This is a genomic window from Pectobacterium sp. HCp5_1, assembly GCF_032905925.1.
GTDB lineage: Bacteria > Pseudomonadota > Gammaproteobacteria > Enterobacterales > Enterobacteriaceae > Pectobacterium > Pectobacterium brasiliense_A.
In genome coordinates, this window is record NZ_JAUMIO010000001.1 from 134,802 (window position 1) to 153,123 (window position 18,322).

The 18,322-nt window shown below is 51.2% G+C and carries 12 protein-coding genes; 2 read left to right on the forward strand and 10 right to left on the reverse strand.

Annotated elements, in window-relative coordinates:
- The first annotated feature begins 2 nt into the window (after nt 1–2).
- Nucleotides 3–1,919 (forward strand): methyl-accepting chemotaxis protein, encoded by a 1,917-nt coding sequence (locus Q3A88_RS00695; RefSeq protein WP_317177217.1) that lies wholly within the window; start codon nt 3–5, stop codon nt 1,917–1,919.
- Nucleotides 1,920–2,074: 155 nt separating this feature from the next.
- Here Q3A88_RS00695 and Q3A88_RS00700 read toward each other — a convergent pair whose 3' ends face one another.
- From Q3A88_RS00700 to rlmKL, 7 genes are all read right to left on the reverse strand, one after another.
- On the reverse strand, nt 2,075–3,634 hold the full coding sequence (locus Q3A88_RS00700) for a methyl-accepting chemotaxis protein (protein ID WP_110163002.1): 1,560 nt from the start codon (nt 3,632–3,634) through the stop codon (nt 2,075–2,077).
- Nucleotides 3,635–4,062: 428 nt separating this feature from the next.
- Nucleotides 4,063–4,230 (reverse strand): ribosome modulation factor, encoded by a 168-nt coding sequence (gene rmf, locus Q3A88_RS00705; RefSeq protein ID WP_010276992.1) that lies wholly within the window; start codon nt 4,228–4,230, stop codon nt 4,063–4,065.
- A gap of 302 nt (nt 4,231–4,532) precedes the next feature.
- On the reverse strand, nt 4,533–5,099 hold the full coding sequence (gene pqiC / locus Q3A88_RS00710) for a membrane integrity-associated transporter subunit PqiC (protein ID WP_110163003.1): 567 nt from the start codon (nt 5,097–5,099) through the stop codon (nt 4,533–4,535).
- Nucleotides 5,099–6,766, reverse strand: a complete 1,668-nt coding sequence (gene pqiB / locus Q3A88_RS00715) for an intermembrane transport protein PqiB (protein WP_375232370.1) — start codon at nt 6,764–6,766, stop codon at nt 5,099–5,101. The genes pqiC and pqiB overlap by 1 nt, the downstream gene beginning before the upstream one ends.
- Nucleotides 6,726–8,102: a membrane integrity-associated transporter subunit PqiA gene (gene pqiA, locus Q3A88_RS00720; RefSeq protein ID WP_317177218.1), complete on the reverse strand. Its 1,377-nt coding sequence runs from the start codon at nt 8,100–8,102 to the stop codon at nt 6,726–6,728. Before pqiA ends, pqiB begins: the two co-directional genes overlap by 41 nt.
- Nucleotides 8,103–8,197: 95 nt before the next feature.
- Nucleotides 8,198–10,126, reverse strand: a complete 1,929-nt coding sequence (locus Q3A88_RS00725) for an ABC transporter ATP-binding protein (RefSeq protein WP_110163006.1) — start codon at nt 10,124–10,126, stop codon at nt 8,198–8,200.
- A gap of 3 nt (nt 10,127–10,129) precedes the next feature.
- Nucleotides 10,130–12,247, reverse strand: coding sequence for a bifunctional 23S rRNA (guanine(2069)-N(7))-methyltransferase RlmK/23S rRNA (guanine(2445)-N(2))-methyltransferase RlmL (gene rlmKL / locus Q3A88_RS00730; protein ID WP_317177219.1), 2,118 nt, complete (start codon nt 12,245–12,247; stop codon nt 10,130–10,132).
- A gap of 245 nt (nt 12,248–12,492) precedes the next feature.
- On the opposite strand from rlmKL, the gene Q3A88_RS00735 reads away from it, so the two are divergent.
- Nucleotides 12,493–13,596 carry a YcbX family protein gene (locus Q3A88_RS00735; RefSeq protein ID WP_317177220.1) on the forward strand — a complete coding sequence of 368 codons (1,104 nt, stop codon included), beginning with the start codon at nt 12,493–12,495 and terminating at the stop codon, nt 13,594–13,596.
- A 72-nt stretch (nt 13,597–13,668) separates the two neighbouring features.
- On the opposite strand, the gene Q3A88_RS00740 is transcribed toward Q3A88_RS00735, so the two are convergent.
- The 3 genes from Q3A88_RS00740 to pepN form a co-directional block, all read right to left on the reverse strand.
- Nucleotides 13,669–14,256 (reverse strand): cell division protein ZapC, encoded by a 588-nt coding sequence (locus tag Q3A88_RS00740; RefSeq protein WP_317177221.1) that lies wholly within the window; start codon nt 14,254–14,256, stop codon nt 13,669–13,671.
- A 201-nt stretch (nt 14,257–14,457) separates the two neighbouring features.
- Complete coding sequence (gene pyrD, locus Q3A88_RS00745) at nt 14,458–15,468, reverse strand: quinone-dependent dihydroorotate dehydrogenase (RefSeq protein ID WP_317177222.1); 1,011 nt, start codon at nt 15,466–15,468, stop codon at nt 14,458–14,460.
- 205 nt (nt 15,469–15,673) lie between these two features.
- Nucleotides 15,674–18,289 carry an aminopeptidase N gene (gene pepN / locus Q3A88_RS00750; RefSeq protein WP_317177223.1) on the reverse strand — a complete coding sequence of 872 codons (2,616 nt, stop codon included), beginning with the start codon at nt 18,287–18,289 and terminating at the stop codon, nt 15,674–15,676.
- Between the last annotated feature and the right edge of the window lie 33 nt (nt 18,290–18,322).

Genomic DNA, 18,322 nt, shown 5'->3' on the forward strand with positions numbered 1-18,322 from the left:
CTATGACATACCTTTCTTCAGGGTTCAGAAATCTTTCCGTTGCAGCCAAACTGTTCGGCGGATTTGCCATATTGATAATCATCATCATTATTTCATCAGTTTTTAGTATACAGCAATCAGTTAACATCCGGGGTTATGCACTAAAGGGGGCATTGATCGGTGAAATCAATGATGAATTGAACGACGCACGGCGAAACCGTCTTGCCTATCAAATCAATCACGATGAGAGTGTCATTCAAGCAAACAAAGTTGCTGTTGATAAAATGTATAACAAGGCAGTACAAGGGGAAAGCTTCGCATGGGAAGCAGATGCACGAACATTATTCAATGACTTAAGAAACACCATCCCTGCCTATACCGATGCACGGGATAACTTTGTCAAATTTGAACGCCAATTAGTGGATATGTCTAAAATGTTGACGGCACCAGAACAGAAGTCTGAACTGGACAAATTGAATCAGCTGTTAATCACTCATGAACAATCCACAAAGCAAGACTTAATACTACTGAATTTATTCAATCGCTTGTGGAGCCACGTGCTTCAGATACAGTCATCTGGCGGAAAAAGCGGACAGGATATTTTTGAGGCAGATTACCGTTCTGCTTTGAATCTGTTAGCGACAGAAAACCTACAGCTAACCGAATCAGATAAAAAAGCTGCACAACTATTTCTTAATACGCTTAAAGGTAATGTCAATAACTATTCTGCGGCACTTCAACAATCACGAGATGCCGCTAACACACTAACAGGCTTTGCCGAAAAACTTAATAACACGATACAAAATTTAGTGGCGTCACAAACTCAAAAAAACCTGGATATCACGCAGAAAGTGATATCCATGACAGCACTGGTTGCGCTGTGCGCAGTTGTAATCGGTCTATTAGTCGCATGGCTAATTACACGCCAGATGACCCGCCAAATAAGGAACAGCCTGACCCTTGCCGAATATATTGCCGATGGTGATTTGACTGCCGTAATTGAACCTCAGCCCTCCGATGAACTAGGTCGCCTGACTACCGCTTTGGCAGTAATGAATCAGCGGTTACGTGAAATGATTTCTCAGATCAAAGAATCTGTCATGCATGTCGCTACAGCATCATCAGAAATTTCTGCAGGTAACACAGATCTGGCATCACGCACTGAAGAGCAATCATCCGCCGTTGTGGAAACTGCAGCCAGCATGGAAGAATTAACCTCAACCGTAAAACGTAATGCAGATAATGCCCGTGAAGCCAGTCATCTTGCTGAAGTGGCCGCAAACCACGCACGTTCAGGTGGCAAAATTGTTTGGGATGTGATCAATACTATGGGTGTGATCACTGAAAGCTCGAAGAAAATTACTGAAATAATCAGCGTGATTAATGGCATCTCATTCCAGACGAACATTCTGGCGCTGAATGCGGCGGTAGAAGCGGCACGGGCCGGTGAACAAGGCCGGGGCTTCGCTGTTGTCGCCGGTGAGGTAAGAAACCTTGCACAACGTAGTGCGCAGGCAGCTAAAGAAATAGAGAGTCTCATACAGGAATCAGTCCAACGTGTGCACACCGGGTCAGAAATGGCGAATAAAGCGGGGGGCACTATGGAACAGATCATTTCCTCAGTCACCAATGTCAGTGAGATCATGAATGAAATTTCGAGTGCATCTGAAGAACAGAGTCGAGGTATTGATCAAATAGGTAAAGCTGTGACAGAACTGGATTCAACCACTCAACAGAATGCTGCTCTTGTGCAGGAATCTTCTGCTGCAGCCTCTTCCCTGGAACAACAGGCCGATCAGTTGTCACAACTGATCTCAGTATTCAGGTTGGGAACGGAGTCCACGACGCAAAATCGTCCATCATCCGGCACACAATTATCTACCAGGCTGAAACCCGCAGCGCTGCCGCCTGCGAATAAAGAAGATTGGGAGTCTTTCTGAAGATTGTCCCTCCAGTAACGAGTGAGATGTTTAAGCTGATCGCTGGTTTTAAGAACAACCCGACACGTATATGTCGGGTTCAATCTTATGTCATGACTGATGAAAAACGTCGACAAAGTTCGATACTGCTTGAACCCTGCCGTTTGTTGTTCCTGCTATCTTGCCCCCAGCGCCAGATAGTTGCCCGCAGATTCATCAACGCGGAATTGTTCAACGGTGCGTGACAGCTCTTGTGCCTGTTCACTCAGCGAGTGTGCCGCAGCCAATGCTTCTTCAACCAACGCCGCATTCTGTTCGGTACTCTGATCCATCTGCGATATCGCGAGATTGACCTGTTCAATACCGGAACGCTGCTCTGCACTCGCCACGCTAATCTCACCCATCATGGACGTTACGCGGTGTACACTTTCAACGACTTCACTCATCGTATCGCCAGCTTGCTTCACGAAATCCGTGCCCTCGCCCACCTTGGCAACGGAATCATCAATCAAGCCTTTAATTTCCCGAGCGGCGGATGCAGAGCGCTGCGCCAGCGTGCGAACTTCACTTGCGACGACGGCGAAGCCGCGGCCTTGTTCACCGGCCCGTGCCGCTTCTACCGCCGCATTCAGCGCCAGAATATTCGTCTGGAAAGCGATGCTGTCAATAACGCCGATGATATCCACAATCTTACGCGATGATGTACTGATGGAATCCATCGTCACCACGACCCGGCTGACAACATCCCCACCACGCACCGCGACATCCGATGCCGACACCGCGAGTTCATTCGCGTAGCGCGCGTTATCTGCATTCTGTTTCACCGTTGCGGTCAGCTGTTCCATTGCCGATGCCGTTTGCTCTAATGCGCTGGACTGCGATTCGGTACGGGCAGACAAATCGCCGTTACCCGATGCGATCTGCGTCGAGGCTGTGGCAATGGAATTGGTACTACTGCGAACCTGATTAACCAGATGCGACAGGTTGTCGCGCATCGCACGGATAGCGTAAAGAATACTGGTTTGGTCGCCCGGCTTCGTTTCAACATCGACGCGCAAATTGCCTTCCGCAATTTCACGCACAACCTCCACCGCATATTGCGGCTCGCCGCCAAGCTGATGCATCAGCGTACGCAACATATTCCATGCAAACGCGGAAATGATTAACAGCAGAACCAGTCCTAAAGACAGCAGGATCAGCGCATTGCGCCAGAACGTTTGCTGGATATCGTCAATATAGTCACCGTAGCCAATCGTCCAATCCCAAGGCTCGAATTTAATGACGGCATAAAGCTTCTCCACTTTATTCTGCTGCCCCGGGCGCGTCCCTTCCGCGATCACCGTGCCAATCGTATTGCCTTGAAGCGACGCGCGGTAGCGTTCTCCCGCCTCTTTACCGCCATTGGCATCGACAATGCCAATGCGTTTAGGGTTAGGGTGAACGTAGTTCACATCATTCGTATAGCCGCGTACAAAGAAATAGCGATCGTCCTGATGGAAACTGCTAATTGCCCGCTTGGCCTCTTTCTCTGCGTCCTCACGTGACAGCTGACCGCTTTTCTCAAGGTCATATGCCTTTTGTGCCGCAGCGTGAGCCAGTTGAACCAGCGTAGAAAGCTGGCCAGTGCGTTCGCTCATCATCGTGTTATAGAGCGTATTCAGCGCCACCGCTGATAAAATTAACATCCCTAACAAGGTCGTACCGCATAGCAGTGCAATTCTGGTTCGTAATTTCACGATATTCTTCTCTCTAACCGCTTTTCAGAAAATTCCGAACAAAAAACTACACTACATTGCCGCCTTGAGCCATACCATCCAGGTAGTAATGATAGATTTTTTAACAATAAATAATGAAAAATCACCTCATTCGCTCAATTTAAAGACAATATCGAGCAATAACGATTAAAAAATAGAGGGAAAATGATCGAAATCGAAATTAATAGGTAAATAACGTTACAGGAATAACAAAGCATCGGACATTGCTCGAAGCCCGATATGTCTGTTGAATGTATTTATTGATCGTACGTATTGATCGTGCGTGTTGATCGTGTCTGTCGACGGTGAACTCGGTATCGATTGAACTGAGAGGCAGAATCAGGGCTATTAGCCCCTAAAAACAAAAGCCTCCGCAAAAGCGGAGGCGTTCCCTCTAATGACAAGGCGCGCTAAGCGGTAACAGCCCTGTCCTCCATGGCTTTTCGCCAGCCTCCCAACCAGTAAGACCGGGCATTAATTGATTGATAAGGACAAAATTCCTTTGGTCTACCGACAATACCTGCTTGATAACCACGTGAATGAGCCCGTTCCAGGCGATCGCGTTTCTGTCTCTTCATGCCTTATTTCCCTCATTATTTATCTGGTGGAAAGAAAACAATGATTACTTTGTAAGCAACCACAGACTATCAATACCGATTCTGTCGCCAAAGGTCAAGGCGCAAAATTCACGCCAGTGTCATATTTGTGATCCAAAATAAGAATTTTCCCCGTTAAAGAACTGAAAAACCTAACTGATTGAAAACAATAAAAAACCTCTAAAAACGTAATGCAATCACAGCATTACATCTTTAGAGGCCTGATTTCTTAGAACGCTGTTTGTGTCAAACCGTGACCGGATAATACCGAGTGCCTGTCATCGTTATTTCAGCGTATCCGCCTGCTGGGCAATCGACTGGGAAACCTGCTGCCAGCCTTGCGCCAGCGTTTTCACTAGCGCGTCATAGCCGTCTTCCGTTTGTGGTAGCACTACGCTAAAGGGTCGCTTAACCACTTTGCTCTGATAGGTCAGCATCCACTCTCCGCGCACGATAACATTGCCATCATAACGGCCGTGAAAGCCCGTAACCGTCACGTTTAGCACTGCCTGATCGCTTCCCTGCGGCTGCGTGGTCACGACCCAACCGGGCAGTTTATGCCCCAGGTTCGTCACCAGCGCCTGCTGCAATTGCTGATCTAACGGGCTGGCCCACAGATTGTTACTGGCAATGACATATTGCACATCGTTAGTCTGATAAACCAAGCCTGCATTGGCGAGATAATCTGCCACGCTGACATGTTCCACCCATAGCGGGTGACCCTGAGTCACCACAGCCTGTGGCGTATTGGCATCCGCGATTGTCGGCAGTTGATAGTATGTTTTCTGCGTATTGCTACTGCTGCACGCGCTCAATACCAAAGCCAGAACCAGTGTCCATGCTTTCATCATTATTTTGCCCTCTTCGGCTGAGGATCCTGACTACCCGAGGCCTCAAAGACCAACGCATTACTTTTCTCGTTCAGGGTACGCAGCACAGGTTGTAGCTCCCGCAGCACCTGATCCAACCGCTGCATGTCCGCAACCATCTTGTTATACGCCGGTGAGCCAGGCTGGAAGCCTTTCATACTGCGATTCAATTCAAGCAACGTTTTTTGCATATCTTCAGGCAGATCCTGCATCGCTTTGCTGGATGTCAGCTTGTTCAGCGTTGCCATCGTTTTTTGCATTTCGCGCAGCGTTGTCTGGCTTTCCGTCAGCGTCTTCGTGGCTTCATTGACCATCGGGTTCAGAGGCAGGTTATTCACCTTATCCAGCACCGCCATCAGCTTCTGCTGAATCTGTGACAGGCCACCGTCAATGGTAGGCAGAACCGGGTAGCCGTCCAGAACGAACAGCTGTTTATCCACTTTCTCTTTTGGATAAAAATCGAGATCGATATAGAGCGCGCCCGTCAGGAGGTTAGCCGACTTCATCGACGCGCGCAGCCCCAGCGACTGGGCTTGTTTCAGATGCTGTTCAAAATCGAACGAGCCACCAATCTTCTTCTCGAACCGATCGGGTTCAATACGGATCAGCACCGGAATACGATAATCATCATCCAGATCCTGCTTCATATTTTTTGGGAAAAATGGCGCTTCGGCAACCGTGCCCAGTCGAATGCCGCGGAATTCAACCGGCGCACCCGCCTGTAGACCACGGATCGATTCGCTGAAGAACAGCAAATACTCTTTATATTCGGTATACAGCGAGTCCTGAATACTGCGCTGGCTATCAAACAGTCGGTACTGTGCCATTGTCTTGGCCGCATCGCCCAGTTCCCACCCGGCAGGGACATCAAAGCTGACGCCCCCGCTGAATAGCGTAGTCAGCGAGCCCATTTCGACACGCATGCCCTGCGCCGACATATCGAACGCGACGCCGCTGTCTTTCCAAAAACGGACGTTGGTCGTGACCAAACCGTCATACGGCGCAGAGATAAACAGCTGATAGCGCATCTTGCGTGCTTTCGGATCGAACTCGCTGGTTTCCACCGACCCCACCCGATAGCCGCGGAACAGGACCGGATCGCCCGCATTCAACTGCCCGGATTGCTCGCTATCCAGTATTACCCGAATACCTTTCGCATCCGGCGAGGCCAGCGGCGGCGCATCCAGCAGGGTAAACTCGCTTTTACCCTCTTTACTGGCTCCGGGCTGTAGCTCAATGTAAGCGCCGGATAAAAGCGTCCCCAGACCGGAAACGCCTTCGCGACCAATTTGCGGCTTCACCACCCAGAAAGCGGAGTCCTGCTTGAGCAATTTATCCATACCATCATGCAGACGTGCTTTGATCTCCACTCGATGGAGGTCGTCACTCAGTACGACGCTCTCTATCACTCCAACGTCTACGCTACGGCTTTTGATGGCAGTTTTTCCCGCTTCAATCCCTTCTGCGTTGCTGGTAATCAGCGTAATTTGCGGCCCCTGATGGCTGAAATGGTAAAACAGTATCCAGGCACCGATCAGTACCGTGACAATCGGCACAATCCAGACCGGAGACCAGCGTTTAATCGTTTCTACATCCGCAATGGCATGGTTATCTTTCGCCAACGGCAGGCTCCTTATGAAGAACATCATCGCGACGATCCCACAACAAACGGGGATCAAACATCATCGCGGCAAACATGGTCAGAATCACCACGGCCGCGAACAACACCGCCCCAACGGCGGGATAAATACTCATCAGGCGACCGATGCGCACCATCGCCGACAAGACGGCAATAACGAACACATCAATCATCGACCAGCGTCCAACAAACTCAACCATCTCATAGATGACATGCATGCGTTCGCTGTCTTCCCTTTTTTTGGTTTTGCCATTGGCCTGCCAGCAAAGCCAGCCCAGCGCCAGCATTTTTAGCGATGGCACCATGACGCTGGCGACAAAAATCACCAGCGCGACAGGGTAAGATCCCATTCCCCACAGCAGGATGACGCCCGACATAATCGTCGATCCCATGCGATCGCCGAAGGCTTCGGTCACCATGATCGGCATCAGGTTCGAGGGGATATAGAGCAGCACAGAGGTCATCAGCAGAGCCAGCGTCCATTGCAGGCTGTGCTTCTTACGGGCATGTCCGCGTGAGTGGCAGCGCGGGCATATTAACTGGTTGGCTGGCAGAATGGCGGTGCAGCATGAACACGAGCGCAGCCCTTGCGATAGCCCGCTTTGTCCCAGAACCGGGGGCGCAGGCAGCGCGGGGGGCGGCACGATGTCATTCCACAGCCAGCGGCGATCGAGGCTTTGGAAGGCCAGCAGCTGTAGCAGACAGAACAGGACAAAAGGCATAAAGCTGGTGCCGATGCCGATGTCACCATAGGCCATCAGTTTGACAAAGCTGACCAGCACGCCAGCCAGAAAAATCTCTGCCATCCCCCAGCTTTTGAGGTGGAACAGCATTTTGCCCAGGTTTTTTTTCAACGCCAGCGGCAGCGAAGCATGCAGGCAAAGCAGAATGAGGGTCGCCATACTGAAAGCCGGGACCAGTTGGACAAAAAGCATAAACAGCGTCGCGACACTGGCATAGTTTTCCGCCACCATCACTTTAGGAATTTGTATCAAGGTAATTTCGCTGGTGATTCCCGCGACACGCATAGAAACGAAGGGGAAGAGGTTTGCCAGCAATAGCATGAATAGCGCGCTCACCGCATAGCCAACCGGCCGTTTACGCGGTTCCGTCTGGCGGTTGGTTAGTGCAGTTTTACAGCGTGGACAGGTCGCTTTCTGGCCGTGTAACAGCTCAGGTAATTCCACCAGCAGGTCGCACTGCGGGCAAAGCATATAGTCATCATGGTGATGATGTTCGTGTTCAGGGCTATGCTCATGAGCGGGATCATGTTGACGATCGTGTTTGTGTTGATGACGCTCTGTTTGTTGAAGATCTAGGTCATGTCGATCGTGATGGGAACACACGCATTCTCTCCTTCAAAACGTCGTCAGCTTATGACCGAAAAACCATCAACACGAGATGTTGCGCCCGTATTGATGGTGTCACACAACCACGCGTATTAGCCGTTTTTCTGTGCTTCCAGCTCTTCCCAACGTTCGAAACAGGTTTCCAGCGCGCTTTCCGCTTCCGCCAGAGCGCTTAAGACCTGCTGCGTTTCGTCATGTGGACGGCTGAAGAAATTGGCGTCGCTCATCTGTGCTTGCAACGACGCAATTTCCTGCTCCAGTTGCTCAAGGCGCAGCGGCAACTGATCTAATTCGCGCTGCTGGTTATAACTTAATTTCCCCGCGCTTCGTTTAGCGGACGGTGCGGTGCTCGCCGCCAGCGCTGTTGCGGTTACTGCTGGCGCAGCCGTCGTTCGCAGTGGCGTGGCCGTGGCACGCTGCTGTTGTGCGTCGTAATACCCACCGACAAAGCGGGAAATCTTGCCGTCACCTTCAAAGATCCAGCATTCAGTCACCGAATTATCGACGAATTGACGGTCGTGGCTGACCAGCAGAACCGTTCCCTGATAGCTTTCGATTAACTCTTCCAGCAACTCCAGCGTTTCCACGTCCAGATCGTTGGTCGGTTCATCAAGAATCAACAGGTTGCTGGGTTTGAGGAACAAGCGCGCCAGCAGCAGGCGGTTACGCTCCCCACCCGAGAGTGCTTTTACTGGCGTCATGGCACGTTTCGGATGGAACAGGAAGTCCTGCAAATAGCCCAGCACATGGCGTGAGCGGCCATTGACCATCACTTCCTGTTTGCCTTCCGCCAGGTTGTCCATCACCGTACGTTCTGGATCGAGTTCAGCACGGTGCTGATCGAAATAGGCAACTTCCAGCTTCGTGCCACAGTGCACGCGACCGCTGACCGGTTCCAATCCACCCAGCATCAATTTTAGCAGCGTGGTTTTACCGCAGCCATTCGGCCCCACCAGCGCAATCTTGTCGCCGCGCTGTACCTGAGCGGAGAAATTGCGCGTCAGCACTTTCTTTTCGCCCAGAGAACCCTGGTCAACATGATAGTTCACGTCTTCCAGCTCAAACACAATCTTGCCGGAGCGGGCAGCTTCTTCAACCTGCATTTTCGCCGAGCCCATCACTTCACGACGCTGTGCACGTTCCTGCCGCATGGCTTTCAGCGCCCGCACGCGACCTTCGTTACGGGTACGACGAGCTTTGATGCCCTGACGGATCCACACTTCTTCCTGCGCCAATTTGCGATCGAACTCCGCATTTTGCAGATCTTCCACTCGCAGCGCTTCTTCTTTCCCTTCCAGATATTTATCGTAGTTACCCGGCCAGGAAACCAGCTTACCGCGGTCAAGATCGACAATACGGGTTGCCATATTGCGAATAAACGAACGGTCATGGGAAATAAAGATAATGCTGCCCTGGAACGTTTTCAGGAAGGTTTCGAGCCAGTCAATTGTTTCAATATCCAAGTGGTTAGTCGGTTCATCCAGCAGCAGCACACGCGGCGAACTCACCAGCGCTCTGCCGAGTGCAGCTTTACGCAGCCAGCCACCGGAAAGCGAAGCCAGCGGCGCATCGGCGGACAGACCAAGCTGTTCCAGCACCTCGTGAATGCGACTTTCCAGCTGCCACAGGCCCTGATGTTCCAGAACGTCCTGCAACTTAGCCAATTGATTCAGGTTCTTTTCGCTCGGATCGCTTTCTACCAGACGCAGCATGGCGTGATAGTTTTTCAGGTGATCTGCCTGTGCAGCGACCCCTTCAGCAACAAAATCAAAAACGCTACCAGCAACATCCCGCGGGGGATCCTGTTGCAGGCGCGCGACAATCAGATCCTGTTCATAGGTGATACGACCATCATCCAGCGGGACCTCTTTGGCCAGAATTTTCAGCAGTGTCGATTTTCCGGCACCGTTGCGGCCAACCAGACAAACGCGTTCATTCTCTTCGATATGGAGTTCGGTGTTATCCAACAACGGCGCATCGCTGAACGACAGCCACGCACCTGAAACACTGATTAAAGACATCGGTTACTTTTCCTCACCGGCATGCGTTAGCAGCCAGCAGTTATGAATTTGACGATTACGGGCAAAATCCTGCGATTGGGTCTGCGCGGTAATTTCTTTGGCGTTCAGCCCCAGCGCGGTCAGGCCAGCGGTATCCATCTGGAAGCCGCGTTTATTATTCGAGAACATGATGGTGCCGCCACGGCGCAGTAGACGTTTGAGATCTTTCATCAGCGCCAAATGATCGCGCTGGACATCAAACGACTCTTCCATACGTTTTGAGTTGGAGAAGGTCGGTGGGTCAATGAAGATCACATCGAACTGTTCATTAGCGTTATGTAACCATGACAGGCAATCCGCCTGAATCAGGCGATGCTGACGCCCGGTCAGGCCATTCACCCGCAGGTTTTTCTCAGCCCATTCCAGATAGGTACGTGACATATCGACGGTGGTCGTTGAACGTGCGCCGCCCAGTCCCGCGTGCACACTCGCTGTGCCGGTGTAGGCAAACAGGTTAAGGAAATCTTTGCCACGGCTCATCTCACCCAGCATTTTGCGGGCAATGCGGTGGTCGAGGAATAGACCGGTATCGAGGTAGTCGGTCAGGTTGACCCACAGCTTGGCACCAAACTCTTCCATCAGCAGAAAATCGCCTTTCTGCGACAGTTTCTCGTACTGGTTTTTCCCTTTCTGACGTTCGCGCGTTTTCAGCACCAAACGGTTCGACGGTAATTCCAGCACGCTCAGCGTCGCGTTGATCACATCAAACAGGCGCTGACGGGCTTTCTGCGCATCAATGGTTTTCGGTGGCGCATACTCTTGTACGACGACCCAACTGCCGTAGCGGTCAACCGCCACATTATATTCAGGCAGATCGGCATCGTAGAGGCGATAGCACTCAATCCCCTGCTGCTTCGCCCACTTCTCCAACTTGCGCAGGTTTTTACGGAGACGGTTGGCAAAGTCTTCTGCGATTTGCCCCGCAGATTCACCCTGCGTTTCCGCCAGTTGATAATTTTTCTGTACGCAGTCCAGCGGGCCGTTTTTCGCTTTGAATTGGCGCTCAGCACGCAGTTGCAGACAGCTCAGCAGTTCCGGCGATGCGCTGAACAGCGAGAGCTGCCAGCCACCAAAATCGCTTTTCATCTTACGGCCCAGCATATTATGCAGGGCGATCAGCGCAGGTTCACTTTCCAGGCGCTCACCGTAAGGCGGGTTACTGACAACCGTGCCTCTCGGGCCTTCCGGAAGTGGATTTTTTAGCTGCGCGGCATCTCTCACGTCGAAAGAAATCAGTTCGGCAACGCCTGCACGACGCGCATTGGCTTTGGCGATCTCAATCACTCGACGGTCGTTATCCGACCCGAAGAAGCGCGATGTCGTCGCCTGTAACCCCTGACGAGCGCGCTGCTGTGCTTCGGCCGTCACTTCACGCCATAGTTCAGCATCGTGTTTTAACCAGGCGTTAAATCCCCAGTGCGTACGATGCAAACCGGGCGCGCGATCAACCGCGATCATAGCGGCTTCGATCAGCAACGTACCGGAACCACACATCGGATCGACCAGCGGCGTGCCATTCTTCCAGCCAGAACGTAAAACAATTGCCGCCGCCAGATTCTCTTTTAGCGGTGCCAGCCCCGCCAGATCGCGGTAACCGCGCTGGTGCAAGCCGTCGCCGCTTAAATCCAGCGACACGCTGGCTGTATCACGCTGCAAAAAGACGTTAACGCGAATATCCGGCTGCTGTTTCGCTACGTCTGGACGCTGTCCGGTTTTGCGCGTGAAGCTATCCACAATCGCATCTTTAACTTTTAATGCGCCGTATTGGCTGTTACGGATATCTTCATTGGTACCGGTAAAATGCACGGCAAAGGTTTTATCGATGCTGAAGATCGTTGACCAGTCAATCGCCTGCACGCCCAGATACAAATCCAGATCGCTGTGTACCTTGAATTCATTCAGCGGCAGCAGAATGCGCGATGCCAGACGGCTCCACAGCAGGCTCTGGTACAGCAAGCGATTGTCACCCTCAAAATGGACACCGCCCTGCACAACCGCACAGGACTGCGCACCCAATGATTCGAGTTCGCTTTTTAATAACTCTTCCAATCCCCGCGCCGTACTGGCAAACAAAGCATTCATGTCGTCACTATCACCAAAATATGTAAAAAAACGAACTATACCCTAAATAATTCACGTTGCGTGAAGGCGACAACCGCATGAATCCTCAGGAGCTTACATAAGTAAGTGACTGGGGTGAGTAAGGGCGGTCAACGCACAAGCAGCTTGAAGTATGACGGGTATAGAAAAAGAAATTGAGGCGCATTATAGCTAATCCGAGACGCTTGTCATAAAGTTGCCGTTTTACTTTGGCAAGGAACAGGTCAGTGATTGGCGTAACGCGGCTTTATATTCATCCGGTAAAATCGATGCGGGGGCTACAGCTGTCCCACGCGATGGCGTCTGTCAGCGGTTTGGCGAACGATCGTGCCTTCATGATTACCGAACCGGATGGCACATTTATTACTGCCCGCCAGTATCCGCAGATGGTGTTATTTACCCCCGCCTTGTTACCCGATGGACTGTTTATTGCCGCACCGGATGGTCAAACGGCCACGATACGTTTTGCCGACTTCACCGAGGCACCTCAGCCGACAGAAGTCTGGGGAACGCACTTTACGGCGCTCGTCGCCTCTGACGCTATCAACGTCTGGTTAAGCCACTATTTTCAGCGTGCCGTACAGCTTCGCTGGGTGGGAAATGAGCCATCGCGGCGAGTTAAGCATTATCCTGATGTTCCTCTGGCATTTGCCGATGGCTATCCGTTTCTGTTAATTAATGATGCCTCATTTCAGGCGCTGCGCCAGCGCTGTCCCGCCGGCATTAAAATCGAACAGTTTCGCCCCAATTTGGTCGTAACAGGCGTAGAAGCCTTTGCCGAAGACAGATGGAAGACCATTCGTATTGGCGAGGTTATTTTTGACGTTGTCAAACCCTGTAGCCGCTGTATCTTCACCACCGTCAGCATCGAACGTGGCCGTAAGCACCCGTCAGGAGAACCGCTGGCAACGCTGCAATCTTTCCGTACTGCCGAGAACGGCGACGTTGATTTTGGGCAAAATTTGGTCGCCAGAAATACGGGCATCATTCGCGTAGGCGATACGCTGGAAGTCTTAGCGACCAAACCGCCGCGTCCTTATGGTTCTGGTCAGGTGGTCGAAAGCCTTGTCGTTCCCGAAAAAAGCGAACAGGCCGTCACCATCCACTATCAGGGAAAATCATTACAAGGGAACAATCAGCAGATTTTACTGGAGCAGTTGGAGCAACAGGGTATTCGAATCCCCTATTCTTGTCGGGCAGGATTGTGCGGTTGCTGTAAATTGACGTTAGTCAGCGGAGAGGTTTCCGCACTGAAGCAAAGTGCCATCAGAGAAAACGGCGAGATTCTTACCTGTAGCTGCATTCCGCAGAGTGACGTTCAGTTGCAATAAAAAAGCATCTGCAATAGTCGAAGAAAAGCCAGCGTACATGCAGTTTGAAGTCTGACGAGTATAGCCGAGGGTTTAAACCACCTTGGCGTACTCAAATGCCGACGTGCCCTCGCCCAACGTGGTTTCCCACTCAGCCCTATTCTGAACGATGGCAGGCATGAGTCTGTCGTGCATGATTTTGATGGCGTCACCCAGCCCCATGGTTTTTCCGCTTAATGACAGCTGTTCTTGTGCCAGCAGACAGAGGCAGGCTTTATCCCCTGCTTCCGCTACCAGAAAACAGGCCGTTTCATGGGTTTCAGTGAGTTGTACTTGTACAACATCACCCGCCTGCGGCGAATACGTTACAGCATCCGGCTGTTGAATGAAGTGCCAGCTTTTTGGCATAAGCGGTTTTAGGAACCGGCTTGCGACCAGCGCATTAAGAACTAATTCACCCTGGAGGTCGCGATGCAGTGCCGCTTTCTGACATTTGTCGTTATAGGTAAAAAATAACGCGGCATCGTCGACACAGAATGCACATTCATTGAATGCATCCGGCGTTAGCATTTTAGACGGAAAACGAGAACGGAATAACATGCCGTTAGCCAAATCCAACATCAGGCGGTCATGTTCGGTATCAAAATACCAGCGCCAGTTATCGTCAGGTTTTAACTTCATATTATTTACCCTTCGCCTTCACAGTAGAAATATCAGAAATGGCTGATTGTGTTTTCTCACATCACAATAATCGTTCATCGTCAAAAACATTGCGGCAAGAAGATCAGTCATCCGTTGATAGATTATTTACGCAAACGGATAAAATATAGACTAGCCGGGGGGATAAATAAACCCCCAGCTAAAAATGAAAGGCATTTCGGATTAAATATGTGTAACGATATCTTTAATCAGGCGTGGACCGTGGAAAATAAAGCCTGAATATATCTGTACCAGCGATGCGCCAGCCGCCATTTTTTCGCGTGCGGCAACCAAAGAATCAATTCCGCCAACGCCAATAATCGGTAAACGTCCCGCTAATTCCTGTGACAAACGGCGGATAATTTCCGTGCTGCTTGTCTGCAAAGGACGTCCACTTAATCCTCCGGTTTGCCCGCAGTGGTTTAATCCCTGAATCAGTTTTCTGTCGAGTGTCGTATTGGTGGCAATCACGCCGTCGATGTTATGGCGAACCAGACTGTCGGCAATTTGGATCAATTCTTCTTCAGAAAGATCCGGCGCGATCTTTACCGCCACGGGAACATATTTCTGATGTTTATCTTTTAATTCTGTCTGCTTGTTCTTTATCGCCAGCAAAAGATCGTCCAGCGCTTCACCATATTGCAGACTGCGTAATCCCGGCGTATTGGGTGACGAAATGTTGATCGCGATATAGCCTGCGTGAGGATAAACCTTATCCATACAGATCAAATAATCGTCTTTGCCTTGCTCAACCGGCGTATCTTTATTCTTGCCGATGTTGATCCCTAATACACCGCCAAAACGTGTTTTCTTTACATTCTCGACCAGATAATCCACGCCTTTATTATTGAAACCCATCCGGTTGATCAACCCTTCCGCTTCCACTACGCGGAATAATCTCGGCTTATCATTACCGGCTTGTGGACGTGGCGTTACCGTCCCGACTTCAATAAAACCAAATCCCATTGCGCCTAACGCATCAATACATTCGCCGTCTTTATCTAATCCCGCCGCCAGACCGAGTGGGTTTTTAAAAGATAGCCCCATGCAGGTAACCGGTTTCGTTGGAACAGACTGACGGACGAGGAATTCAAAAGGCGTGTTAGTAATACGACGTAATTGTTGGAAGGTCAGCTCATGCGCACGCTCTGGATCGAGCTGAAACAGGGCTTTTTTGATAACGGGATAGAACATATTGTCTCCTGAGATCCCTATCGCAAAGGTATCTTGCCTACGCTGAAAGTCAGCAATCGTGGATTACGGTTTAACTCACGGTCGGTGATGGTAATTCCATCTTTGCGGAAAGTAAAACGTTTGCGGGAAAGGGAAATCGTGATGCGGGAATTATCGCCACACGCGGCAGGATACCGCGTGTGGCTGTGCTAATCGCGTGGCGGGATTAGTCTTGCAGTGCCTTGCTGATCTTCTCGAACAGATCGCCAGACAGATTTTCCAACGTCTTCAGTTGCTCCAGCGCCTGACGCATTTGCGCCTGACGTTTAGCATCATAGCGTTTCAGACGGATCAACGGTTCGATCACCCGTGCCGCGACCTGCGGATTACGGGTATTCAGATCGCTCAGAATCTCCGTCAGGAAACGATAACCGCTGCCGTCTTCCGCATGGAAAGCCGACGGATTCGAGGCTGCAAACGCCCCCACCAACGAACGTAAACGGTTAGGGTTGTTCAGGCTGAATGAACGGTGTTGCAACAATTCACGCACGCGGGTTAGCACATTATCTGCTGGGCTGGTGGCTTGTAGCGCGAACCATTTGTCCATGACCAACCCATCCTGATGCCAGCGGTTATCAAACTGCGTCAGCAATTCATCACGCACCGGCAATTGAGCCTCAACCGCCGCCGCCAGCGCCCCCAGCGAATCGGTCATATTATCCGCCTGACGGAACTGTGTTTGCACCAGTTTATCCGCCTGCGCTTCATCGCTGAATGCCAGATAATGCAGGCAGACGTTGCGCAGCGCGCGTTTACCCATATCCGCGTGTTCGATGCGATACTGTGGAGCCTGATTCGCGTGGTATACCGCCAGCCACTCATCCGCCATCTCTTTCGCCATCGTACGCGTCATGCTGTCGCGTACGGCAGCGATCGCCGTCGGATCGATGATGTCAAACAGCTCAGCAATCTCGTTTTCGCTCGGCAATGTCAGAATCTGAGAAGCCAGCATCGGATCCAGTTTGTCATCCAGCAGCACGCCACGGAAAGCATCAACAACATGCATCGGCACGGAAAGCGGCTGTTTCTGCTGATAGCGTGAAACGTTCAGACGGATATAGTTGGCCAACAGGCTCTGTGCCGCATCCCAACGCGAGAACGCATTACTCGCATGACGCATCAGGAATGTCAGTTGCTCATCGCTCCAGGCATAGTTCAATTTTACCGGCGCAGAGAACTCACGTAATAAAGAAGGAATCGGACGGCAAGGCACCTGATCGAAAATAAACGTCTGTTCAGATTCGGTCACACTAAGCACCGACGCCAGCAGTTGACCGTCTTTCTGTAGCGGAATAACCTGCCCTTGCGGATCGTACAGTTCGATATCCAGCGGAATATGCAGCGGCAGTTTGGGTTGTTTGTCGGCTCCAATTGGCGTCGTCTGACTCACGCTCAGCAGATATTGTTGCGTCTGCGGATCGTAATCATCACGTACGGTCAGCACCGGCGTGCCCGACTGGCTATACCAACGACGGAACTGCGTAAGATCGACACCGGAAGCATCCTCCATCGCCTGCACGAAATCATCACAGGTCGCCGCACTGCCATCATGACGTTCAAAATAGAGACGAATGCCTGCCTGGAAGCCTTCTTCACCTAATAAAGTGTGCATCATGCGGATCACTTCCGATCCCTTTTCATAGACCGTCAGCGTATAGAAGTTATTCATCTCGATCACCTGATCGGGACGAATCGGATGCGACATCGGGCTGGCATCTTCGGCGAACTGCGCACCGCGCATCACACGTACGTTATCGATACGGTTCACCGGGCGCGACCCCAGGTCGGAGCTGAACTCCTGATCGCGGAACACCGTCAGCCCTTCTTTCAGACTGAGCTGGAACCAGTCGCGGCAGGTGACGCGGTTACCCGTCCAGTTGTGGAAATATTCATGGCCGATCACCGCTTCAATGTTCAGATAATCTTTATCCGTCGCGGTTTCAGCTTTGGCCAGCACGTATTTAGAGTTGAATACGTTCAGCCCTTTGTTTTCCATCGCCCCCATGTTGAAGAAATCAACGGCGACGATCATATAGATATCGAGATCGTATTCCAGTCCGAAGCGCTCTTCGTCCCACTTCATCGAATTCTTCAGCGAGGTCATCGCCCAGCCAGCACGATCGAGGTTGCCACGGTCAACAAACAACTCTAATGCAACATCGCGACCAGAACGTGTCGTGAAGCGATCCTGAAGGACATCAAAGTCGCCAGCAACCAGCGCGAACAGATAAGCGGGTTTCGGGAAGGGATCCTGCCATTCAATCCAGTGGCGGCCGCCTTCCAGTTCCCCTTGTGCGATACGATTGCCGTTAGAGAGTAAATAAGGATAGCGAGCTTTATCCGCTGTGATGCGCGTCGTGAATTTCGCCAACACATCTGGACGGTCAAGATAATAAGTAATGTGGCGGAAACCTTCGGCCTCACACTGCGTACAGAGCGCATCGCCAGAAAGATACAGCCCTTCCAGCGCGCTGTTGGCGGCGGGATTGATTTCCGTTTCGATGCTGAGCGTAAAACGCGCGGGTAATTGTGTCAGAATCAGGCCATCGTCCTGCTGCTGGTAATGTGTCCACGGCTGACCATCAACGCTCAGGCTAATCAGTTTCAGCCCTTCGCCATCCAGCTTCAACGGCGCGCCAGCGTCCCCCTGCAACACCACCTGACTAACGGCTTTTACGTGAGTCTTTTCGGCATGGAGATCGAAATCCAGTGCAATGTCGGTAATGGTGTAATCCGGCGCACGGTAGTCATGGCGATATTTTATTTGCGGCTGTTGATTCATATAAAGTTTCCACCTCGTCATAAACATCAAAGA